Origin of the sequence: Azospirillum aestuarii (genome assembly GCF_016632405.1) — a bacterium.
Taxonomy (GTDB): domain Bacteria; phylum Pseudomonadota; class Alphaproteobacteria; order Azospirillales; family Azospirillaceae; genus Azospirillum; species Azospirillum aestuarii.
Genome location: NZ_JAEPIV010000051.1, coordinates 369 through 19,371, shown reverse-complemented (window position 1 = coordinate 19,371; position 19,003 = coordinate 369). Strand labels below are relative to the sequence as shown.

General features: G+C 70.4%; 16 protein-coding genes. 11 read left to right on the top strand and 5 right to left on the bottom strand.

Translation table 11 applies throughout. The annotated features are described in order from the left end of the window. A partial coding sequence (locus JJL56_RS31375) for an NAD(P)/FAD-dependent oxidoreductase (protein WP_200487722.1) occupies window positions 1-730 on the bottom strand: 730 nt, incomplete at its 3' end. Between the two features lie 145 nt (window positions 731-875). Here JJL56_RS31375 and JJL56_RS31370 point away from each other — a divergent pair. The 6 genes from JJL56_RS31370 to JJL56_RS31345 all read left to right on the top strand — a co-directional run bounded on the left by JJL56_RS31370 (window position 876) and on the right by JJL56_RS31345 (window position 8,810). Then, window positions 876-1,727, top strand: coding sequence for a uracil-DNA glycosylase (locus JJL56_RS31370; RefSeq protein WP_200487721.1), 852 nt, complete (start codon window positions 876-878; stop codon window positions 1,725-1,727). Between the two features lie 581 nt (window positions 1,728-2,308). Further along, window positions 2,309-4,267, top strand: a complete 1,959-nt coding sequence (locus JJL56_RS31365) for a lytic transglycosylase domain-containing protein (protein ID WP_200487720.1) — start codon at window positions 2,309-2,311, stop codon at window positions 4,265-4,267. Then, window positions 4,267-4,803: a molybdenum cofactor biosynthesis protein B gene (gene moaB, locus JJL56_RS31360; RefSeq protein WP_200487719.1), complete on the top strand. Its 537-nt coding sequence runs from the start codon at window positions 4,267-4,269 to the stop codon at window positions 4,801-4,803. Before JJL56_RS31365 ends, moaB begins: the two co-directional genes overlap by 1 nt. Beyond that, on the top strand, window positions 4,800-5,795 hold the full coding sequence (locus tag JJL56_RS31355; protein ID WP_200487718.1) for a phosphotransferase: 996 nt from the start codon (window positions 4,800-4,802) through the stop codon (window positions 5,793-5,795). Before moaB ends, JJL56_RS31355 begins: the two co-directional genes overlap by 4 nt. Before the next feature lie 190 nt (window positions 5,796-5,985). Then, the gene (locus JJL56_RS31350) at window positions 5,986-7,680 is read left to right on the top strand and encodes a tetratricopeptide repeat protein (RefSeq protein ID WP_247890797.1); all 1,695 of its coding nucleotides are present in this window, start codon (window positions 5,986-5,988) and stop codon (window positions 7,678-7,680) included. 101 nt (window positions 7,681-7,781) lie between these two features. Next, window positions 7,782-8,810 (top strand): 4-(cytidine 5'-diphospho)-2-C-methyl-D-erythritol kinase, encoded by a 1,029-nt coding sequence (locus tag JJL56_RS31345; RefSeq protein WP_145629650.1) that lies wholly within the window; start codon window positions 7,782-7,784, stop codon window positions 8,808-8,810. Between the two features lie 13 nt (window positions 8,811-8,823). Here JJL56_RS31345 and JJL56_RS31340 read toward each other — a convergent pair whose 3' ends face one another. The 4 genes from JJL56_RS31340 to paoA all read right to left on the bottom strand — a co-directional run bounded on the left by JJL56_RS31340 (window position 8,824) and on the right by paoA (window position 13,311). Then, the gene (locus JJL56_RS31340) at window positions 8,824-9,360 is read right to left on the bottom strand and encodes a glycine zipper 2TM domain-containing protein (protein ID WP_200487717.1); all 537 of its coding nucleotides are present in this window, start codon (window positions 9,358-9,360) and stop codon (window positions 8,824-8,826) included. Between the two features lie 121 nt (window positions 9,361-9,481). Then, on the bottom strand, window positions 9,482-11,674 hold the full coding sequence (gene paoC, locus JJL56_RS31335; protein ID WP_200487716.1) for an aldehyde oxidoreductase molybdenum-binding subunit PaoC: 2,193 nt from the start codon (window positions 11,672-11,674) through the stop codon (window positions 9,482-9,484). A 6-nt stretch (window positions 11,675-11,680) separates the two neighbouring features. Further along, window positions 11,681-12,631: an FAD binding domain-containing protein gene (locus tag JJL56_RS31330; RefSeq protein WP_145629646.1), complete on the bottom strand. Its 951-nt coding sequence runs from the start codon at window positions 12,629-12,631 to the stop codon at window positions 11,681-11,683. Further along, window positions 12,628-13,311, bottom strand: a complete 684-nt coding sequence (paoA, locus tag JJL56_RS31325) for an aldehyde dehydrogenase iron-sulfur subunit PaoA (protein WP_145629645.1) — start codon at window positions 13,309-13,311, stop codon at window positions 12,628-12,630. The genes JJL56_RS31330 and paoA overlap by 4 nt, the downstream gene beginning before the upstream one ends. A gap of 311 nt (window positions 13,312-13,622) precedes the next feature. Here paoA and JJL56_RS31320 point away from each other — a divergent pair, with 311 nt between their 5' ends. The 5 genes from JJL56_RS31320 to JJL56_RS31300 all read left to right on the top strand — a co-directional run bounded on the left by JJL56_RS31320 (window position 13,623) and on the right by JJL56_RS31300 (window position 18,769). Further along, window positions 13,623-14,564: a LysR family transcriptional regulator gene (locus JJL56_RS31320; protein WP_200487715.1), complete on the top strand. Its 942-nt coding sequence runs from the start codon at window positions 13,623-13,625 to the stop codon at window positions 14,562-14,564. A gap of 127 nt (window positions 14,565-14,691) precedes the next feature. Continuing rightward, a complete protein-coding gene (locus tag JJL56_RS31315) occupies window positions 14,692-15,831 on the top strand; it encodes a CaiB/BaiF CoA transferase family protein (RefSeq protein WP_200487714.1) in 1,140 nt (379 codons plus the stop codon). Window positions 15,832-15,840: 9 nt separating this feature from the next. Further along, complete coding sequence (locus JJL56_RS31310) at window positions 15,841-16,686, top strand: HTD2 family dehydratase (protein WP_247891356.1); 846 nt, start codon at window positions 15,841-15,843, stop codon at window positions 16,684-16,686. Between the two features lie 37 nt (window positions 16,687-16,723). Next, on the top strand, window positions 16,724-17,599 hold the full coding sequence (locus JJL56_RS31305; RefSeq protein ID WP_200487713.1) for an HpcH/HpaI aldolase/citrate lyase family protein: 876 nt from the start codon (window positions 16,724-16,726) through the stop codon (window positions 17,597-17,599). 6 nt (window positions 17,600-17,605) lie between these two features. Further along, window positions 17,606-18,769: an acyl-CoA dehydrogenase family protein gene (locus tag JJL56_RS31300; RefSeq protein WP_145629641.1), complete on the top strand. Its 1,164-nt coding sequence runs from the start codon at window positions 17,606-17,608 to the stop codon at window positions 18,767-18,769. Window positions 18,770-19,003: the final 234 nt, after the last annotated feature.

Sequence of the window (19,003 nt, the reverse complement as noted above, 5' to 3'; positions counted from 1 at the left end):
TCTTGGGGTCCATCGGCCAGCCGATGGTGTGGACGATCAGGCCGGGCTGCGACTTCTCCGGCGCGACCTCCCACAGCTCCTTGATGCCGATGCCGTAGGTCTGGGGATCGGCGTCGCGGCGCAGGTCGAAGCGCTCGAACAGCGTCTTGGTCAGCGAGCCGCGGCAGCCCTCGGCGAAGATGGTCTGCTTGGCGTGCAACTCCATGCCCGGCGTGTAGTTGCCGGTCTTCTCGCCGTCCTTGCCGATGCCCATGTCGCCGGTGGCGACACCCTTGACCGCGCCCGTATCGTCGTAGAGCACCTCCGCCGCAGCGAAGCCGGGGTAGATCTCGACACCCAGCTCCTCGGCCTGCCCGGCCATCCAGCGGGCGAGGTTGCCCAGGCTGATGATCCAGTTGCCATGATTGTGCATCTGCGGCGGGGCGAAGGGCGACTTGTAGGCCTTGGTCTCGGTGAGGAAGAGGAAATGGTCCTCGCGCGCCGGGGTGGTCAGGGGGGCGCCCTTCTCCTTCCAGTCGGGGATCAGTTCGTCCAGCGCGTGGGGCTCGAACACCGCGCCGGAGAGCAGATGGGCGCCGACCTCCGAGCCCTTTTCGACGACGCAGACCGACAGTTCCTGCCCGGCATCAACGGCGAGCTGTTTCAGGCGGATGGCCGCGCTCAGGCCCGACGGGCCGGCTCCGACGACAAGGACGTCGTACTCCATCACCTCGCGCGGATCGCGATCCATGGTCCCCATGCCTCCCGCTTGATTGAAGCGCCGGGGCCATTTCCGCAGGGTCCGGCGGCTTTCGGAACGGCGTATGCCTTTCGCACCCGCCAAAAAGGATATCTAAGCCCATGTAAGACCACAGGAGCCGTGGTAAGGTCAAACGATGATTGACCAATGCGACATCCTCGCGGCCCTGCGCTGGCACGTCGACATCGGGTGCGACGAAGCCATCGGGGACGAGCCGTTGGACTGGGCGACGCTCGCCGCCCGGCCGGCGGTGGCGCGTGCGCCGGCGGGCGCATCGGCGCTGCCGCCCGCCGCGGCGCCGGTGGCGCGGTCGGCCTTCGGGGCATCTTCCGGCGCGTCGATGTTCGGTGCGCCCGTCACGGCGGACTTGCCGCTGGGCGCCAGCGAGGCCGGGGCGAGCGCCCGCGCCCGCGCCGCCGAGGCGCGCAGCCTGGAGGAGCTGGAGTCGGCGCTGCGCGCCTTCGACGGCTGTCCGCTGAAGGCAACGGCGATGAACACGGTCTTCGCCGACGGCAACCCCGCTGCGGACATCATGCTCATCGGCGAGGCGCCGGGCGAGGACGAGGACCGGCAGGGCAAGCCCTTCGTCGGGGTCAGCGGCAAGCTGCTCGACCGCATGCTGGCCCAGGTGGGACTCGATCGCAGCACGGTCTACATCAGCAACATCCTGCCCTGGCGTCCGCCCGGCAACCGGTCCCCGACCCAGGCGGAGATCGCCGCCTGCCTGCCCTTCCTGGAACGGCACGTCGAGCTGATCGGGCCGAAGGTGCTGGTGCCGCTGGGCGGAACCTCCGCCAAGACGCTGCTCAACCGGGCGGAGGGCATCACCCGCCTGCGCGGCCGCTGGTTCGACTACGCCTCCCCCGGCCTGTCCGGCCCGGTGCCGGTCATCCCGATGCTTCACCCGGCCTATCTGCTGCGCAATCCCATCGCCAAGCGCGAGGCGTGGCGCGACCTGCTGACCCTGCGCCAGCGCTTTCCGGGTTGACCAACCGCAATCGTCGTTTTGCCCCCACCCTAACCCTCCCCCGCTGGCGCAGGGGAGGGGACTGCCAACGCTTCGCAAAATCCCCCTCCCCTGCGCAGCTCTCGCGCAAACCAGAGGTTTGCTCTGACGCGGCAGGCGGACCTTCGGTTCGCCGAGAGCGGGGGAGGGTCGGGGTGGGGGCAAACCCGCCATCGCAATGGTTAACGCCGCCGATTTCCTAAAATGCTTCTCTTATTGCGCCTTTTCTTGCGCGGTCGTTCGAACATTCGACATCCATAGACATTCCAAACATTACCCAAGTACTTCGAAAGATCGGATTGGTTTACCAAGTCTCCGCTATGCCGTTGCGCCAATCGGTACAGAAAGTCCCATGACCTTGCGCCAAATGGGTCTTCCCACCGGGCTAGGGCCATTTTTCCACCCCCACTAAGTTGCTGAAAATCCTTACGAACAGGCGGGCTCGACCGCTGTTGGGGAATCAACTTCTTGCGATTTCCGTCCACTGCGGTTATTCGAATACCATGTTCCGGATATTGTGCAGCGCAGCAAACACCGTCTCGCTGCGGCGGAAGGTCCTGGGAATGGCGGGAGTGGCGCTGGCGCTGTGCGCGGCACCCGACCCGACGGGCGGTTATCGTCCGGCCCAGGCCGGCCTTGTGATCCACGCGCCGGATGGACGACCCGTCGTCCCGCCGGGATTTGATCGTGCCGAGCAGAACCTGCTTCTGACGACGGACCCCGACGCCCGCGCTTCCCAGCTGACGGAAGAGGACGCCCGCCATTACCGGCGCATCTTCGCGCTCCAGGAGCGGGGCGAGTGGGAAGGCGCCGACTGGGAGATCCGCCTGCTGGGCGACCGCCGCCTGATGGGCCATGTGCTGCGCCAGCGCTACCTGCACCCCGACCGCAAGGCCAGCTACGACGAGTTGGCCGGCTGGCTGCAGCGCTACGGCGACCTGCCGGGGGCCGATCGTATCCACGCCCTGGCGCAGCGCCGCGCCCCCTCCGGGCAGCAGCGCGCCCTGAAGCCGCCGCGCGCCGGTGACGTGGAACGGCTGACCGGGTCGCTGGAGCGGCTGGGCGGCCTGCGTCCCGAACCGCTGCCGGAAGCCATCTCCGATGAGGAGCAGACCGACCCGGACAAGACCGCCGAGGCCGCCGAGGACAAGGCCAGGATCACCGTCGCCCCGCGCAGCCGCACCGCCAGCCGCACCAACCACGCCACACCGTCCCGCATAACCGACCTGCTGCGCGCCGGCAAGCCGGGGGCGGCGCTCGCCCTGCTCAACCAGGACGATTTCGGGCGCAGTCTCGATTCGGCGCAGTATGACCAAGCGCGGGCGCGGATCGCCGCCTCGCTCTATTATTCCGGCGACGTGACGCAGGCGCTGTCGCTGGCCTCGGCCAGCGCCGCCCGCTCCGGCCCGGCGGTGACGGAGGCGCATTGGATCGCCGGCCTCGCCGCCTGGCGGCTGAAGCAATACGACCGCGCCGCCCGCCACTTCACCAATCTGGCCGAGGCCGGTCCGCAATCGCCCTGGCTGGCTTCCGCCGCCGGCTTCTGGGCCGCCCGCGCCCACGCCCGCCGGGGCCGTGAGGAGCAGGCCCGCACCCATCTGGCCGCCGCGGCGCGCTACCCGCACACCTTCTATGGGCTGCTGGCCCACCGCAAGCTGGGCGGCTCGGGCGACCTGAACTGGCGCACGCCGGAACTGACCGGGGACCATCTGAAGGCGCTGTCCGCCCTGCCCGGCGGCACCCGCGCCATCGCCCTGATCCAGGCCGGCCAGCGCGAGGCGGCGGAGCTGGAGCTGCGCCGCATCCACCCGCGCGGCGACGCGCTGGCCGAGCAGGCGCTGGTGGCTCTGGTCGACCGCGCCGGGTTGCCGGGGCTGGCGCTCCAGGTCGGCAACGCCGTGGCCGGTCCGGACGGCGCGCCCTACACGGCGGCCCTCTACCCGGTGCCCCACTGGAAGCCGCGCGACGGCTTTGCCGTGGACCGGGCGCTGGTCTTTGCGGTGATGCGGCAGGAATCGCGTTTCGACCCGAAGCTGGTCAGCTCCGCCGGGGCCACCGGCCTGATGCAGATCATGCCCGCCACCGCCCAGCATGTGCAGGAGCGCAACGCCGACATCGGCGAGGCCGACGCCGCCCGCGCGGGCCTGTTCGACCCCTCCACCAACATGGAGCTTGGGCAGCGCTACATGGCGGAACTGCTGAACAGCCAGGACATCGGCAACAACCTGTTCCTGCTGGCCGCCGCCTACAACGCCGGCCCCGGCACGCTGGCGCGCTGGCGCCGGGAGCTGTCGGACATCGGCGACGACCCGCTGCTCTTCATCGAGAGCCTGCCCTACGCCGAGACGCGGAACTACGTCGAGAAGGTGGTCGCCAACTTCTGGATCTACCGGCTGCGGCTGGGGCAGGAAATCGAATCGCTGGACGCCGTTGCGGCGGGCGGCTGGCCGGTCTATATGCCGGTGGATGTCTTCCCGGCGGCCCGGTCCACCCAGGTCGCGCAACACGCCGAAGCCCCCTGATGCCGAAGATCGACGAATCGCGCCCGTTCCTGCCCGTCAACATCGCCGTCATGACCGTGTCCGACACGCGCACGCTCACCGACGACCGCTCCGGCGACGCGCTGGCGGAGCGGCTGACCGGCGCCGGCCACCGGCTGGGCGCCCGCGCCATCGTGAAGGACGACGTCGCCGCCATCCGCGCCCAGGTCCAGGCCTGGATCGCCGATCCGGAGATCGACGTGGTGCTGACCACCGGCGGCACCGGCGTGACCGGCCGCGACGTGACGCCGGAGGCGGTGGAGGCCCTGTTCGACAAGCCGATCCCCGGCTTTGGCGAACTCTTCCGCCAGCTCAGCTACGCCAAGGTCGGCACCTCGACGATCCAGAGCCGGGCGACCGGCGGGGTCGCCAACGGCACCTATATCTTCGCCCTGCCGGGTTCGCCCAGCGCCTGCCGCGACGCCTGGGACGACATCCTGGTCTTCCAGCTCGACAACCGGCACCGCCCCTGCAACCTCGTCGAACTGATGCCGCGCCTGCGCGAGCATCAGGTGTGAGCGGCACCGCCGGTCTTCACGCCGCCCTGACCAAGCTGCCGACCTTTGCCGGCCTGCCGCCGGACGCGTTGGAGCCGATGCCGCGCCGGGGCGTGGCGCACGACCATGTGCGGCTGTCAGGAAAGGGTCTGGTCGCCCGCGTTCCGCGCTGGAGCCAACTCGGGCTCGATCCCTTCGCCAATCTGGAGCAGCAGGCCACCGCCTTCCGCCGCGCCGCGCCGAGCGGCCACACCCCGGAGCTGGCCGCCGTCCTGCCGCCGGGGCCGGAGCTGCCCATGGGCGCGCTGGTGGTGACGGAGATCGTCGGACGCCCGCCGCGCCTGCCGGGCGACATGCCGGCCATCGCGCGGGCGCTCGCCGCCCTGCACGCCCTGCCCCTGCCGCCGGACGGCGAGCGCGCGCCGCTGCCCGCCCCCGCCGACCCGGTGGCGGCGACCCTGGCCCAGGTGGAGCGGCAGGCGGTGTGGTTCGAACGCGCCGGGCTGGCGCCGGAGGCCCTGGCCCGGCTTGGCACGGAGCTGGAGGCCGCCCGCGCCTTCCGCTGCGCGGCGCCGATCCCCATCACGCTGGTCGGCAGCGACGTCCATCCCGGCAACTTCCTGATCGACGCCGCCGGCAAGGCGTGGTTCACCGATCTGGAGAAGGCCCAGTACGGCCACCCGGCCATCGACCTCGCCCACGCCAGCCTCTACACCTCCACCATGTGGGAGCGGGAGGTCTCGGCGGTGCTGACGGCGGACGAGGTCGCGGTGTTCCACGCCGCCTGGGAGGCGGCGGTGCCGCCCGCGCTGGCCGAAGCGGTGCGCCCGTGGCGCCAGCCCTTGCGCCGGCTGACCTGGCTGCGCACCTTGTCCTGGATGGCCCGCTGGCGGGTGGAGGGTGGCGCGCTGTCGCCGGACATGCCGGACTCGCTGGCCGCCCACATGGACGCCCACGCGGTCGACGTCCTCCGCCCGGAGATCATCGGGTGGGTCGCCGCCGAGTGGCGTTAGGGCATAGCGGGCGCCGAGACATGCGATGGCTTGGCCCGCAGCGCGGTTAACCCTTGCCGGCGGTTGGTGTTAGACTGAGGAATCGAGTTTCAGGCCTTCCTGAATCAGACTCCGTAGGCGTGCAGGTGGACGCGGCATGATGACATTCCGATTTGGGCGGACCCGATTTGGTCGGACGGCGCTCGGTGCCTTGCTCCTTTCCACGGCGGGCCTCCTGCCGGCCGGCCATGCCGCCGCCGCGGCCCCGGCGGTGACGGAGCGCCCGTCGCTGACCTCGGCGACCGGCAGCTATCTGGCCGGGCGCTTCGCCCAGCGCCAGGACGATTGGGCCGCCGCCGCCCTGTTCATGGCGCACGCCCTGTCCGCCGACCCCGGCGACCTGACGCTGCTGCGCCGCACCTATCTGCTGAAGCTGGGCGAGGGGCAGTTCGACGCCGCCATCGACCTCGCCAAGCGGCTGCTGGAGCAGGACAACGACCCTCAGATGGCCATCGCCCTGCTGGCCTCCGACAATCTGGCCCGCGGCAAGCTGAAGGAAGCCAAGGCCATGGCCGCGCGCATGCCCAAGGAGGGCATGGCGAAATACATCGGCCCGCTGATCGACACCTGGCTGGCCGCCGCGGAAGGCAAGACCGACGCCGCGCTGAAGGCTCTGGAACCGCTTTCGATGGCCAGCGGCTTCGCCGCTCTGCACGACCTGCACGCCGGTCTGGTGCTGGAACTGGGCGGGCGCAAGGACGCCGCCGGGGAGCGCTTCGCCCGCGTGCTGGACAAGGAGGCGCCGTTGCGCGTCATCCAGATCGTCGGCAGCTTCTACGAGCGCACCGGCCGTAAGGACGAAGCCCGCAAGCTCTACGAGTCCTTCCGCGCCGGCAACCCCGACAGCCTGATGGTCGAGCCGGCGCTGAAGGCGCTGGACGAGGGCAAGGCCGCCGCCCCGGTGGTGTCCGACGCCAAGCAGGGGCTGGCGGAGGCCCTGTTCGACCTGGGCAGCGCCATCCATCACGAGGGGGCGGAGGAGACTGCCCTGCTGTTCGGGCGGATCGCCCTTCACCTGCGCCCCGACCTGTCCCTGGCGCGGCTGATGATCGGCGATATCATGGAAAACCGCGACCACCACGCCGACGCGCTGGTCGAGTTCCAGGCGCTGGAGAAGGACCCGGTGCTGGGCTGGACCGCCCGGCTGCGCACCGCCGAGAGCCTCGCCCGGCTGGAGCGCACCGACGAGGCCATCGCCGCCTTCTCCGCCCTGTCCGCCGAGCGTCCGGAGCGGACGGACGCGCTGATCCGACTGGGCGACCTGTACCGCGTCGCCAAGCGCTACGGCGAGGCCGCCGACAGTTACAGCAAGGCGCTGGAGCGCATCGGCACGCCGGAAGAGCGGCATTGGGCGGTGCTCTACGCCCGCGCCATGTCCTACGACAAGGTGGACCGCTGGCCGGACGCCGAGCGCGACCTGCGGGCGGCGCTGGCGCTGAAGCCGGACGAGGCCTTCCTGCTGAACTACCTGGGCTACAGCTACGTCGACCGCGGGCTGAACCTGGAGGAGGCTAAAAAGATGATCGAGAAGGCCGTCGCCCTGCGCCCCAAGGACGGCTACATCGTCGACAGCCTGGGCTGGGCGCTCTACCGCACCGGCGATTTCGAAGGGGCGGTGGAGAAGCTGGAGCGCGCGGTGGAGTTGAAGCCGACCGACGCCACCATCAACGACCATCTCGGCGACGCCTACTGGCGCGTCGGGCGCCGCAACGAGGCCCGCTTCCAATGGACCCGCGCGCTCCGCACCGCGGAGGAGGAGCCGCAGAAGGAGGACATCCGGGCCAAGCTGGACAAGGGCCTGATCGACCCCAAGGCCGCCGAGGCCGCTCCGGCGAAGGTTCAGTAAGCGGCGCCTGCATAGGCTCTGGCGCTCGCTGCGCCCATGCCGCATAAAGCCCTTCTTCCCCCATTCGGGAAGAAGGGCTTTTCGTTTCCGGGGACCCGACCATGAGCGCCATCGCCGAGGCCGCGCCGGCCAAGCTGAACCTCTATCTGCATGTGGTGGGCCGCCGGGACGACGGCTATCACGAGTTGGACAGCCTCGTCGCCTTCGCCGACGTGGCGGACCGGGTGACGGTGCAGCCGGGCGTGGCGCGGATCGCGCTGCGCGGGGTGGACCTGCCGCCGGTCGGGCCGCGACTGGCCATCTCCGGCCCCTTCGGCCCGGCGCTGATGGGGGAGAACCCGGCGCACAACCTCGTCATCCGCGCCGCCCACGCGCTCGCCGCCCGGCTGGGGCGCGAGGCCGACGCCATGATCGCGCTGGAGAAGGTGCTGCCTGTCGCCTCCGGGATCGGCGGCGGCTCGGCGGACGCTGCGGCGACGCTGCGCGCCCTGGCCCGGCTGTGGGACGTGCCGGTGACCGACCAGCGGGTCTACGAGGTCGCGGCATCGCTGGGCGCCGACGTGCCGGTCTGCGTCGCCGGGCGAAGCTGCTATTTCGGCGGCGTGGGGGAGGTTCTGGAGGAGGCGCCGGCTCTGCCGGAAACCCATGCGGTGCTGGTCAACCCTGGCGTGCCGGTGCCGACCCCCGCCGTGTTCAAGGCGCGCAAGGGCGCCTTCAAGAGCGTCTTCTCGGCCCCGGCCCGCTTCACCGAGGCGCCCGCCGACGCCGCGGCGCTGGCCGCGCTGCTGAAGGAGCGGCGCAACGACCTGACCGAACCGGCCCTGACCGTCGCCCCGGTGATCGCCGACGCGCTGGCGGCGCTGGAGGGCACGGACGGCTGCCTGTTGGCCCGCCTGTCGGGCAGCGGGGCGACCTGCTTCGGCCTTTATGCCGACGCGGAGGCGGCCGCCGCCGCCGCCCGGTCAATCCAGGCGGCGCAGCCGCGCTGGTGGGCGAAGGCCGCGCGCCTCCTGCCGACCCCGACGGACGCGCCGCCGCTGCCGAAGGGGCTGGTGGCACCGTCCGCGGTCACCACCGCCCCGGCGCCGCCGGTCCCCTTCCCGGACACCGGCGGCTGGGGCGTGGGCTGACCCCTATGCGGGCTTAGCAGCCGCCGCGGGTCATCGCACCGCCCAGCATGGCTCCGCCCAGCGTGCCGGCTGCCGTCGCCGCCAGCTTGCCGTCACCACGCCCGAACTGCGAGCCGACCAGCCCGCCGACCGCGGCCCCGCCCAGCACGCCGATCAGGTCGCCGTCGAGCGGCCCGCATTCCACGACTTGCGGCGCCGCGCGGACCACGCGCGGGCGCTGCTGGACGATCACCGGCGGCTCCTCGATGTAGACGGGGGCCGGCGCGTAATGCACAACCGGCGACTCCTCATAAACCACCACCGGCGGAGGGCGGCGGACGATCACCACGCGCCCGTCGCCATAGCCGCCGTCGATGTAGCCATGCTCGTAATAGCGGCCACGGTCATGGCGTTCACGCTCATGATGGCGCTCCTGCTTGGCGCGCCAGCCATGGGCCGGAGCCCAGTCCGGCGGGTCGGCGAGGGCCGGGGACACCCCCGCGCCCAGGGCCGCCACACCGGCCAGCAGCGCGATGGCGAGGGATTTGGGGGTGAAGCGGATGTGCGTCATGATGGCTCCAGGATACGTCTCACCCGAATGAACATCCGGGGCTGGAGTCTTCATCCATCCGACAACCGGGAAGCGCGTGACAATTTTGGGGGTGCGCGATGGGGGTGGGGCAAGAGCAACCTCACCCCACCGCCGGCAGCCGATCCAGGAACTTGTCGAGCGTGATCGGGTAGTCGCGCACCCGCAGGCCCGTCGCGTTGTGGACCGCGTTGGCGACCGCCGCGCCCACGCCGCACAGGCCCAGCTCGCCTACCCCCTTCGCCTTCATCGGCGAGGAGATCGGGTCGGTCTCGTCCAGGAAGATCACCTCCTGGTGCGGGATGTCGGCGTGGACCGGCACCTCGTAGCCGGCAAGGTCGTGGTTGACGAAGAAGCCCGTCCGCTTGTCGAGCGCCAACTCCTCCATCAGCGCCGCCCCGACGCCCATGGTCATGGCGCCGATCACCTGGCTGCGCGCCGACTTAGGGTTCAGGATGCGACCCGCCGCACAGACCGCCAGCATCCGCCGCACGCGGATCTCGCCGGTCGCCGCGTCCACCGCCGCCTCCACGTAATGGGCGCCGAAGGTCGATTGCTGGTATTTCTTGTCGAGGTCGCCGTATTCGATGCCGTCCTCGGCGGACAGGCCATCGGCGCCCGCCGCTTCGGCCAGCGGGACCTTGCGGTTGCCGGCGACGACCTGCCCGTCCGCGAACTGCGCGTCGGCGGAGTTGACGCCCAGCTTCTGCGCCACCGCCTCGCGCAGCTTCACGCAGGCGGCATAGACCCCGGCGGTGGCGTTGTTGGCGCCCCATTGCCCGCCCGACCCGGCGGACACCGGGAAACTGGAATCGCCGAGCCGCACCGCCACCTTGTCCAGACCCACCCCCATCATCTCCGCTGCGGTCTGGGCGATGATGGTGTAGCTGCCGGTGCCGATGTCGGTCATGTCGGTCTCGACCGTCACGATCCCGCGCTGGTCCAGCCGCACCCGCGCCGCCGACTTGGTCAGCAGGTTGTTGCGGAAGGCCGCCGCCATCCCCAGCCCGACCAGCCAGCGCCCGTCGCGCACCTGCCCCGGCTTCGGGTTGCGCTTGGCCCAGCCGAACCGCTCGGCCCCAAGGCGGAGGCATTGCACGAGCTGGCGCTGCGAGAAGGGCCGGTTGGGGTCGGCGGGGTCGGTCTGGGTGTCGTTGCGGATGCGGAACTCCACCGGGTCCATGCCCAGCTTTTCCGCCATCTCGTCCATCGCGACCTCCAGCGCCATCATGCCGGACGCCTCGCCCGGAGCGCGCATGGCGTTGCCCTCGGGCAGGTCGAGCGTGGCGATCCGGTTGCCGATCAGGCGGTTCGCCCCGGCGTAGAGCAGCCGCGTCTGGTCGGTCGCCGTTTCCTCCGAGCCGCCGGGCAGGTTGCCCGACCAGCTTTCATGGGCGATGGCGGTGATCGTGCCGTCCGGCGTCGCGCCGATGCGGATGTGCTGGATGGTGGCGGGCCGGTGCGTGGTGTTGTTCATCATCAGGGGCCGCGACAGCCCGACCTTCACCGGCCGCCCGGCCTCCCGCGCGCCCAGCGCCGCCAGCAGCGCGTCGGCGCGCAGGAACAGCTTCCCGCCGAAGCCGCCGCCGATGAAGGGGGAGATGACGCGCACCTTGTCCTTCGGCATCTTCAGCGTCGCCGACAGGTCGGTCACCATCCAGTCGATCATCTGGTTGGAGGTCCAGACGGTCAGCCGGTCGCCCTCCCAGGCGGCGATGGTCGCGTGCGGCTCCATCATCGCGTGGCTTTCGTCCGGCGTGGTGTAGGTCTCATCAAGTTTCACCGGAGCCGCCGCGAAGGCGCCCGCGAAATCGCCGACCACCGAATCGCCGTCCTTGGTCTTCTCCGCCTTGTCCTTGACCGCCGCCAGATCATAGGCGCCGTCCGCTGGCGTGTAGTCGATGCGGACCAGCCCCGCCGCGGTGCGGGCCTGCTCGAAGGTCTCCGCCACCACCAGGGCGACGGCCTGCTGGTAATGCTCGATCTCCGGCCCGCCGAGCAGGGTCGCGGCGTTGCGCTTGCTCTTGTCGAGGGGGCCGGCGTTCTCCGCCGTGACGATGGCGACGACGCCGGGGGCCTTCCGCGCCGCCTCCAGGTCCATGGACGCGATGCGCCCCTGGGCGATGCCCGAACCGATGACCCAGCCATAGGCGACGTTCGGCGCCACGTCATGCCATTCATAGGCGTAGGTGGCCTTTCCCGTGGTCTTCAGCGGCCCGTCGATGCGGTCGGTCGGCTTGCCCACCACCTTGAGCTGGTCGATCGGGTTGGTGGTCGCGGGAGTGTCGAATTTCATGGTGTCTCAGCCTTTCGCTTCGGCCAGCACCGAGGCGAGCGTCCGCTCGACCAGGGTCAGCTTGAATGCGTTGTCGTGCGTCGGCTTCGCATCGGCCAGCAGCCCGGCGGTCACCGCCTTGGCGCCCCGCGGCATCTCGGCCTCGGCGGCTTCGACGCGCCACGGCTTGTGCGCCACGCCGCCCAGCGCCACCCGGCCGCCGCCGTCGCGCTGCACCACAGCCGCGACGGAGACCAGCGCGAAGGCGTAGGACGCGCGGTCACGCACCTTGCGGTAGACGTGGGTGCCGCCAACCGGCTTGGGCAGGGTCACCGCGGTGATGAGTTCGCCGGGCATCAACGCCGTTTCGATGTGCGGCGTGTCGCCGGGCAGCCGGTGGAACTCCGCAATGGGAATGCTCCGCGTCGTCCCGTCGGCCCGCACCGTCTCCACCGTGGCGTCCAGCGCGCGCATGGCGACGGCCATGTCGCTGGGGTGTGTGGCGATGCAGGCGTCGCTCGACCCGACCACGGCGAGCTGCCGGCTGTAGCCACCGATGGCGGCGCAGCCGCTGCCGGGCTGGCGTTTGTTGCAGGGCTGGGCGGTGTCGTAGAAGTACGGGCAGCGCGTGCGCTGGAGCAGGTTGCCCGCCGTCGTCGCCTTGTTGCGCAGCTGCCCCGACGCCCCGGCGAGCAACGCCCGCGACAGCACGCCGTAATCGCGCCGCACCCGCGGGTCGGCGGCCAGCGCCGTGTTGCGCACCAGCGCGCCGATGCGCAGCCCGCCGTCCGGCGTCGCTTCCACGGTGTCGAGCTTCAGCCCGTTGACGTCGATCAGATGGGCCGGCGTCTCGATCTCCAGCTTCATCAGGTCGAGCAGGTTGGTGCCGCCGGCGATGAATTTGGCGCCGGGCCGGCGCTCGACCGCGGCGGCGGCGGCGGCGGGGGAGTCCGCCCGCTCGTAGGTGAAGGGTCTCATGCCTCCCTCCGTGCGACGTCCGAGATCGCATCGACGATGTTGGAATAGGCGCCGCAGCGACAGATGTTGCCGCTCATCCGCTCGCGGTACTCGTCCACGGTGGCCTGCGGTGCCGCGGTCAGGTCGGCGGTGACGTGGCTGGGCACGCCGGCCTTGATCTCGTCCAGCATCGCCACCGCCGAACAGATCTGGCCCGGCGTGCAATAGCCGCACTGGTAGCCGTCATGCTCCACGAAGGCCGCCTGCATGGGGTGCAGTTTGCCGGGCAGGCCCAGCCCTTCGATGGTGGTGACGCTGCCGCCCTCGTGCATCACGGCGAGCGACAGGCATGAATTGATCCGCTGCCCGTCCACGATGACCGTGCAGGCGCCGCACTGGCCGTGGTCGCAGCCCTTCTTGGTGCCGGTGAGGTGCAGATGCTCGCGCAGCGCGTCGAGCAGCGTCGTCCGCGTGTCGAGTTCGAGGTCGCGGCGCTGCCCGTTCACGGTGAAGGTGACCTTGGACAGGACGGGTGACAGTGACGGCGCGTCGGCTCCGGTCGCGGGGGGTGGCATGGCGGTCTCTCCAACGGTGGCCGCCCGCGCCGGCGCCCGGAACGGCGCCGCCGTCAGCGCGGCGGTGGCGGCGGTCCCAAGCAGGAGGCCGCGCCGCGTCATGTCGAGGTCGCCGGAATAGTGCATCGGTGAGTTCCTCTTCCCTTCCTGGCTGTTGCCCTGGCCCGCAGGGCGGGGCGCAGGCATGCGGACGGCTCATCCGCTTGTGCGGATGGGGAAAAGCTAGGCCGTGCCGGTCCATGGATTACCCGCCGGTCTCTGATAAGTCTTATGAAACGGATCAATGGAACGCAGCGGCCCTGCGGATGGTTGAACTGGGTTTGCCCGGCGCTTCCTCATCCACTTGCCTTGATCCGCTTGCGGCGCACCGACATGATTGGCCGAGGCGGGGGATTGTCGATCCCGCAGGCCAAGGGCCAGGCAAAGGAAGGTGAGCGTTGGATCTGCGTCAGTTGCGGTATTTCATCGGCATCGTCGATGAAGGCTCCTTCACGGCCGCGGCTCAGAAGCTGAACGTCGCCCAACCGGCCCTCAGCCACAACATCCGCAATCTGGAGGCGGGCCTCGGGGTCAAGCTGCTGACCCGCGGCGTGCATGGGGTCAAGCCGACCGCCGCCGGCACCCGGCTGTACGAGCATGCGGAGATCATCCTGCGCCACGTCGCCCAGGCGACCGAGCAGGTGCGGAACTGTTCGGGCACGCCAAGCGGGCTGGTGACCGTCGGCTTCACCTCCTCGGTGGCGCTGGTGGCGGCGGTTCCCCTGGTGCAGGCGGTCCGCGCCGAGCTGCCGCAGGTGTCGCTGCGGGTGGTCGAATCCTTCAGCGGGACGATTCTGGAGTGGCTGAACGACGACCGGCTGGATTTCGGCTGCATCTACGACGTGACGCGGTCGCGCACCCTGCTGGCCGAATCGCTGGTGCGCGAGGATCTCTACCTGATCGGCCCGCCGGGCGGCGAGGACGGCGACATCGCCTTCGACGAGTTGGCCGGCAAGGACCTGATCCTGCCGAGCCGCCCGCACAATCTGCGCGACCGCATCGAACGGGTGGCGCGCGAAACCTGCACGATCGTCACCGTGGCGGTGGAGATCAACGGGCTCCCCCAGATCAAGACGCTGGTCGCCAAGGGGGTGGGCTATTCGGTCCTGCCGATCTCGGCGGTGATGGAGGAATGGCGGGCGGGGCAGATCTCCGCCCGGCTGATCGTCACGCCGTCCCTGCGCCGCTCGGTCCATCTTTGCCGTCCCCGCGGCGCCCCGGTGACCGAGGCCGCGGCGGCGGTGCGCGAGACTTTCCTGCGGGTGGTGCGCGATCTGGTCGGCGGCGGCGACTGGCCCGGCACCCTCCTGCTGGACGAAGAGGCGGCGGCGTCCTCATAACCGCCTCAGCCTCATAGCGCTTCGTTATGCGATGCATGCCCCATCTGTATTGGATCGGGGCCGGTCCGGCTGTTTACCATCCCGGTCACGGACACTCGGCCCAGGCCCACAGCGGAGGCTTCGCAGAATGACTTTACCTCTGTCTGGACCTCTGTCGGGACGGCTCGTCGTCTCGCTGGAGCAGGCGGTGGCGGCACCGCTCTGCACGTCGCGCCTCGCCGACGCCGGGGCGCGGGTGATCAAGATCGAACGGCCGGAAGGCGACTTCGCCCGCGGCTACGACGCCGTGGTCCACGGGCAGAGTTCCTATTTCGTCTGGCTCAACCGCGGCAAGGAGTCGGTCGTCCTCGACATCAAGAAACCCGAGGACGCCGAGTTGCTGGAGCGGCTGATCGCCCGCGCCGACGTGTTCGTGCAGAATCTGGCGCCGGGCGCGGCGGAACGGGCCGGCTTCGGCTCGGATGCCCTGCGGCGGCGCCATCCCCGGCTGATCACCTGCGACATCTCCGGCTACGGCGACGACGGCCCCTACCGCGACATGAAGGCCTACGACCTGCTGGTGCAGAGCGAGACCGGGCTGGCCTCGATCACCGGATCGCCGGACCAGCCGGGGCGCGTCGGTGTGTCGGTGGCCGACATCGCCTGCGGGATGAACGCCTACACCGGCGTCCTCCAGGCGCTGCTGGAGCGCGAGCGCAGCGGCGAGGGGTCGGCGGTGGCCGTGTCCCTGTTCGATTCGCTGGCGGAGTGGATGATGGTGCCGCTGATGCACCACGACCATGGCGGCAAGGCGCCGGGACGGGTCGGGCTGATGCACCCGAGCATCGCCCCCTATTCCGCCTTCGCCCTGGCCGACGGCCGGCAGGTGGTGCTGTCGATCCAGAACGAGCGCGAATGGGCGGCCTTCTGCGCCGACGTTCTGCTGCGGCCGGAACTGGCGACCGACGAGCGCTTCTCGACCAACAACCGCCGCGTCGCCAACCGCCCGGAGCTGGACGCGCTCGTCGCCGCCATCTTCCGGACCATGGACCACGCCGAGGCGGTGCGCCGCCTGAACCGCGCGCGCACCGCCTTCGGCTCGTTGAACGAGGTGGCGGACCTGTCCGTCCACTCGCAGCTGCGCCGCGTGACCGCCGAGACGCCGGGCGGACCGGTCGACGTGGTGGCGCCGCCGGTGCAGCTGCGCGGCCGACCCTACGCCTCCGGCGCCGTTCCGGCGCTGGGCCAACACACCGACGCCGTCCGGCGTGAAATCTTCGAACAATAAGGGGGGAACATGAGCATGGACCATTTGCGCGACTGGATCGGCCGGTCGGAAAGCGCCGAGGACGTCGCGGCGCCGGCGGCGCTGACCGGACTGGCCGCGACGCTCGACCACGACACTCCGCCCTGGCCGGCGGGCGAGGTGCCGCCGCTGGGGCACTGGCTGTATTTCCTGCCCAAGGCGCTGCAACGCGACATCGCCGAGGACGGCCACCCGCACAAGGGCGGCTTCCTGCCGCCGGTGGACCTGCCCCGCCGCATGTGGGCCGGCGACACCCTGACCTTCCACCGGCCCATCCGCAGCGGCGAGGCGATCACCCGCCGCTCGACCATCGAGGAGGTCACCCCGAAGGAGGGCCGGTCGGGCCGGATGGTCTTCGTGAAGGTCCGGCACGAGATCAGCACCGCCGCCGGCGTCGCCATCACCGAGTTCCATGACATCGTCTACCGCGAGGCCGCCAAGCCCGGCGACGCCCCCGTCCCCGGCGAGCGCCCGACCGGCGAGTCGGTGTGGCAGCGGCGCATCCAGCCCGATCCCGTGCTGCTGTTCCGCTATTCGGCCCTGACCTTCAACGGCCACCGCATCCATTACGACCGCGACTACTGCCGCGACGTCGAGGGCTATCCGGGGCTGGTGTTCCACGGCCCGCTCAGCGCCACCATGCTGATGGACCTGTTCCTGCGCGAGAATCCGGGGGCGCGGGTGACCGGCTTCCGCTTCCGGGCCAAACGGCCCCTGTTCGACATCCATCCGCTGACCCTGTGCGGCGCCCCGACCGCCACCGGCGCGACGCTGTGGGTGACCGACCACGAGGGTTTCGTCGCCATGTCCGCCGAGCTGGAGGCCGAACGGTCATGACGGCGGCGAATTGCGGCACGGCTGGAGGGATCGTCTGATGTCCCTGCCGTATCGATCCTATCTCTTCGTCCCCGCCGACAACGCGAAGCTGCTGGAGAAGGCCCACCAGCGCGGGGCGGGCGCCCTCATCCTCGACCTTGAGGACGCCGTCCTGCCCGCCGGCAAGCCGGAGGCCCGGCGCGGGCTCCCAGCGCCGGTCGACCGGCTGCACGGGCTGGGGGTGCCAGTGCTCGTGCGGATCAACAGCGGCTGGCGCGACGCCGTCGCCGACCTGGAGGCCGCCGTGCGCCCCGGCGTGGCCGCCCTGGTGGTGCCCAAGGCCGAGGACGCCGGGGCGCTGCGCGTTCTCTCCGCCATGATCGCGGAATGGGAGGCGGAGCGCGGCCTGACGCCCGGCGTCATCGGCCTCGTCGCCCTCATCGAAAGCCCGCTGGGGCTGGAACGGCTGGCCGAGATCGCCGCCGTCCCGCGCGTGGCGGCACTGGCGTTGGGCAGCGAGGATTTCGCGCTGACGCTGGGGGTGGAACCGACCGAGGCTCTGCTCGCCCTGCCCTGCCGCCAGATCGCGCTGGCCGCCGCCGCCCGCGGTCTCGCGGCGATCGGCCTGCCCGGTTCGCTGGCCGAGTTCCGCGACCTCGAAGCCTACCGCGCCATGGTGGCGCAGGCGCGGGCCGTCGGCATGACCGGCGCGCTGTGCATCCACCCGGCCCAGCTGGCTGTGGTCCGGGAGGTCTTCTCACCCTCCTCCGCCGACGTGGCCTGGGCCGGGCGGGTGGCCGCGGCGTGGGACGAGGCCCAGGCGGCGGGGCGCGGCGCCGTATCCGTGGACGGGCGCATGGTAGACCGCCCCGTCGCCGAGCGGGCGAAGGCCATTCTGGCCCACAGCGCCGCTACAATCAAAAACGCAGGGTGACGAGACATGAAGACCAGCATCGGTCAGGGCTTCGACGAGATCCGCGACGCCGTGCGCGCTCTGTGCGCCGAATTCCCCAGCGAGTATCACCGCCGCATCGACGAGGAGCGCGGTTATCCCGAGGAATTCGTGGACGCGCTGACCAAGGCCGGCTGGATGGCCGCCCTGATTCCGGAGGAGTATGGCGGCTCGGGCCTCGGCCTGACCGAAGCCTCCGTGATCATGGAGGAGATCAACCGGTCGGGCGGCAATTCCGGTGCCTGCCACGGCCAGATGTACAACATGAACACGCTGATCCGGCACGGCTCGGAGGAGCAGCGCCGCCGCTACCTGCCGAAGATCGCGGCGGGCGAGTTGCGCCTCCAGTCGATGGGCGTCACCGAACCGACCACCGGCACCGACACCACCCGCATCAAGACCCGGGCGGAGAAGAAGGGCGACCGCTATGTCATCAACGGGCAGAAGGTGTGGATCTCCCGCGTCCAGCATTCCGACCTGATGATCCTGCTCGCCCGCACCACGCCGCTCGATCAGGTGCGCAAGAAATCGGAAGGCATGTCGATCTTCATCGTCGACATCAAGGAGGCGATGGCCAAGGGCATGACCGTCCGGCCCATCCGCAACATGGTCAACCATGAGACCAACGAGCTGTTCTTCGACAATCTGGAAATCCCCGAGGAGAACCTGATCGGCGAGGAGGGCCAGGGCTTCAAATACATCCTGACCGGCCTCAACGCCGAGCGGGTGCTGATCGCGGCGGAATGCATCGGCGACGGCTACTGGTTTATTGACAAGGTCTGCGACTACACCCGCGACCGTCAGGTCTTCGGCCGCCCGATCGCCCAGAACCAGGGCGTGCAGTTCCCGATCGCCGAGAGCTTCATCGAGGTGGAGGCCGCCAACCTGATGCGCTTCGAGGCCTGCCGCCTCTACGACGCGGGGGAGCCCTGCGGCGCCCAGGCCAACATGGCGAAGTACCTCGCCGCCAAGGCGTCGTGGGAGGCGGCGAACGCCTGCCTGCAGTTCCATGGCGGCTTCGGCTTCGCCAGCGAGTACGACGTGGAGCGCAAGTTCCGCGAGACCCGGCTGTATCAGGTGGCGCCCGTCTCCACCAACCTGATCCTGGCCTATGTCGCCGAGCATGTCCTGGACCTGCCGAAATCCTACTGACCGCCCGGCCTTCTTCGGCGCCGTCACGGCAGCGCCGGGCATCAATCCGGAGGTGTGCTTTGCCGGTGTCCTGAAACGGAAACGGCGGGTGCCGAAGCCCGAAGGCCCCGGCACCCGCCGTTTCGTATCGCGTGTATGCGTCCTCAGCCGAACCAGGCGGCGACGTTGCCGGTCTGGCCGAGGATGGTGATGCGGTTGCCCGAGCCGACGTCGAGGGTGGTGTTGCCGCCCTCC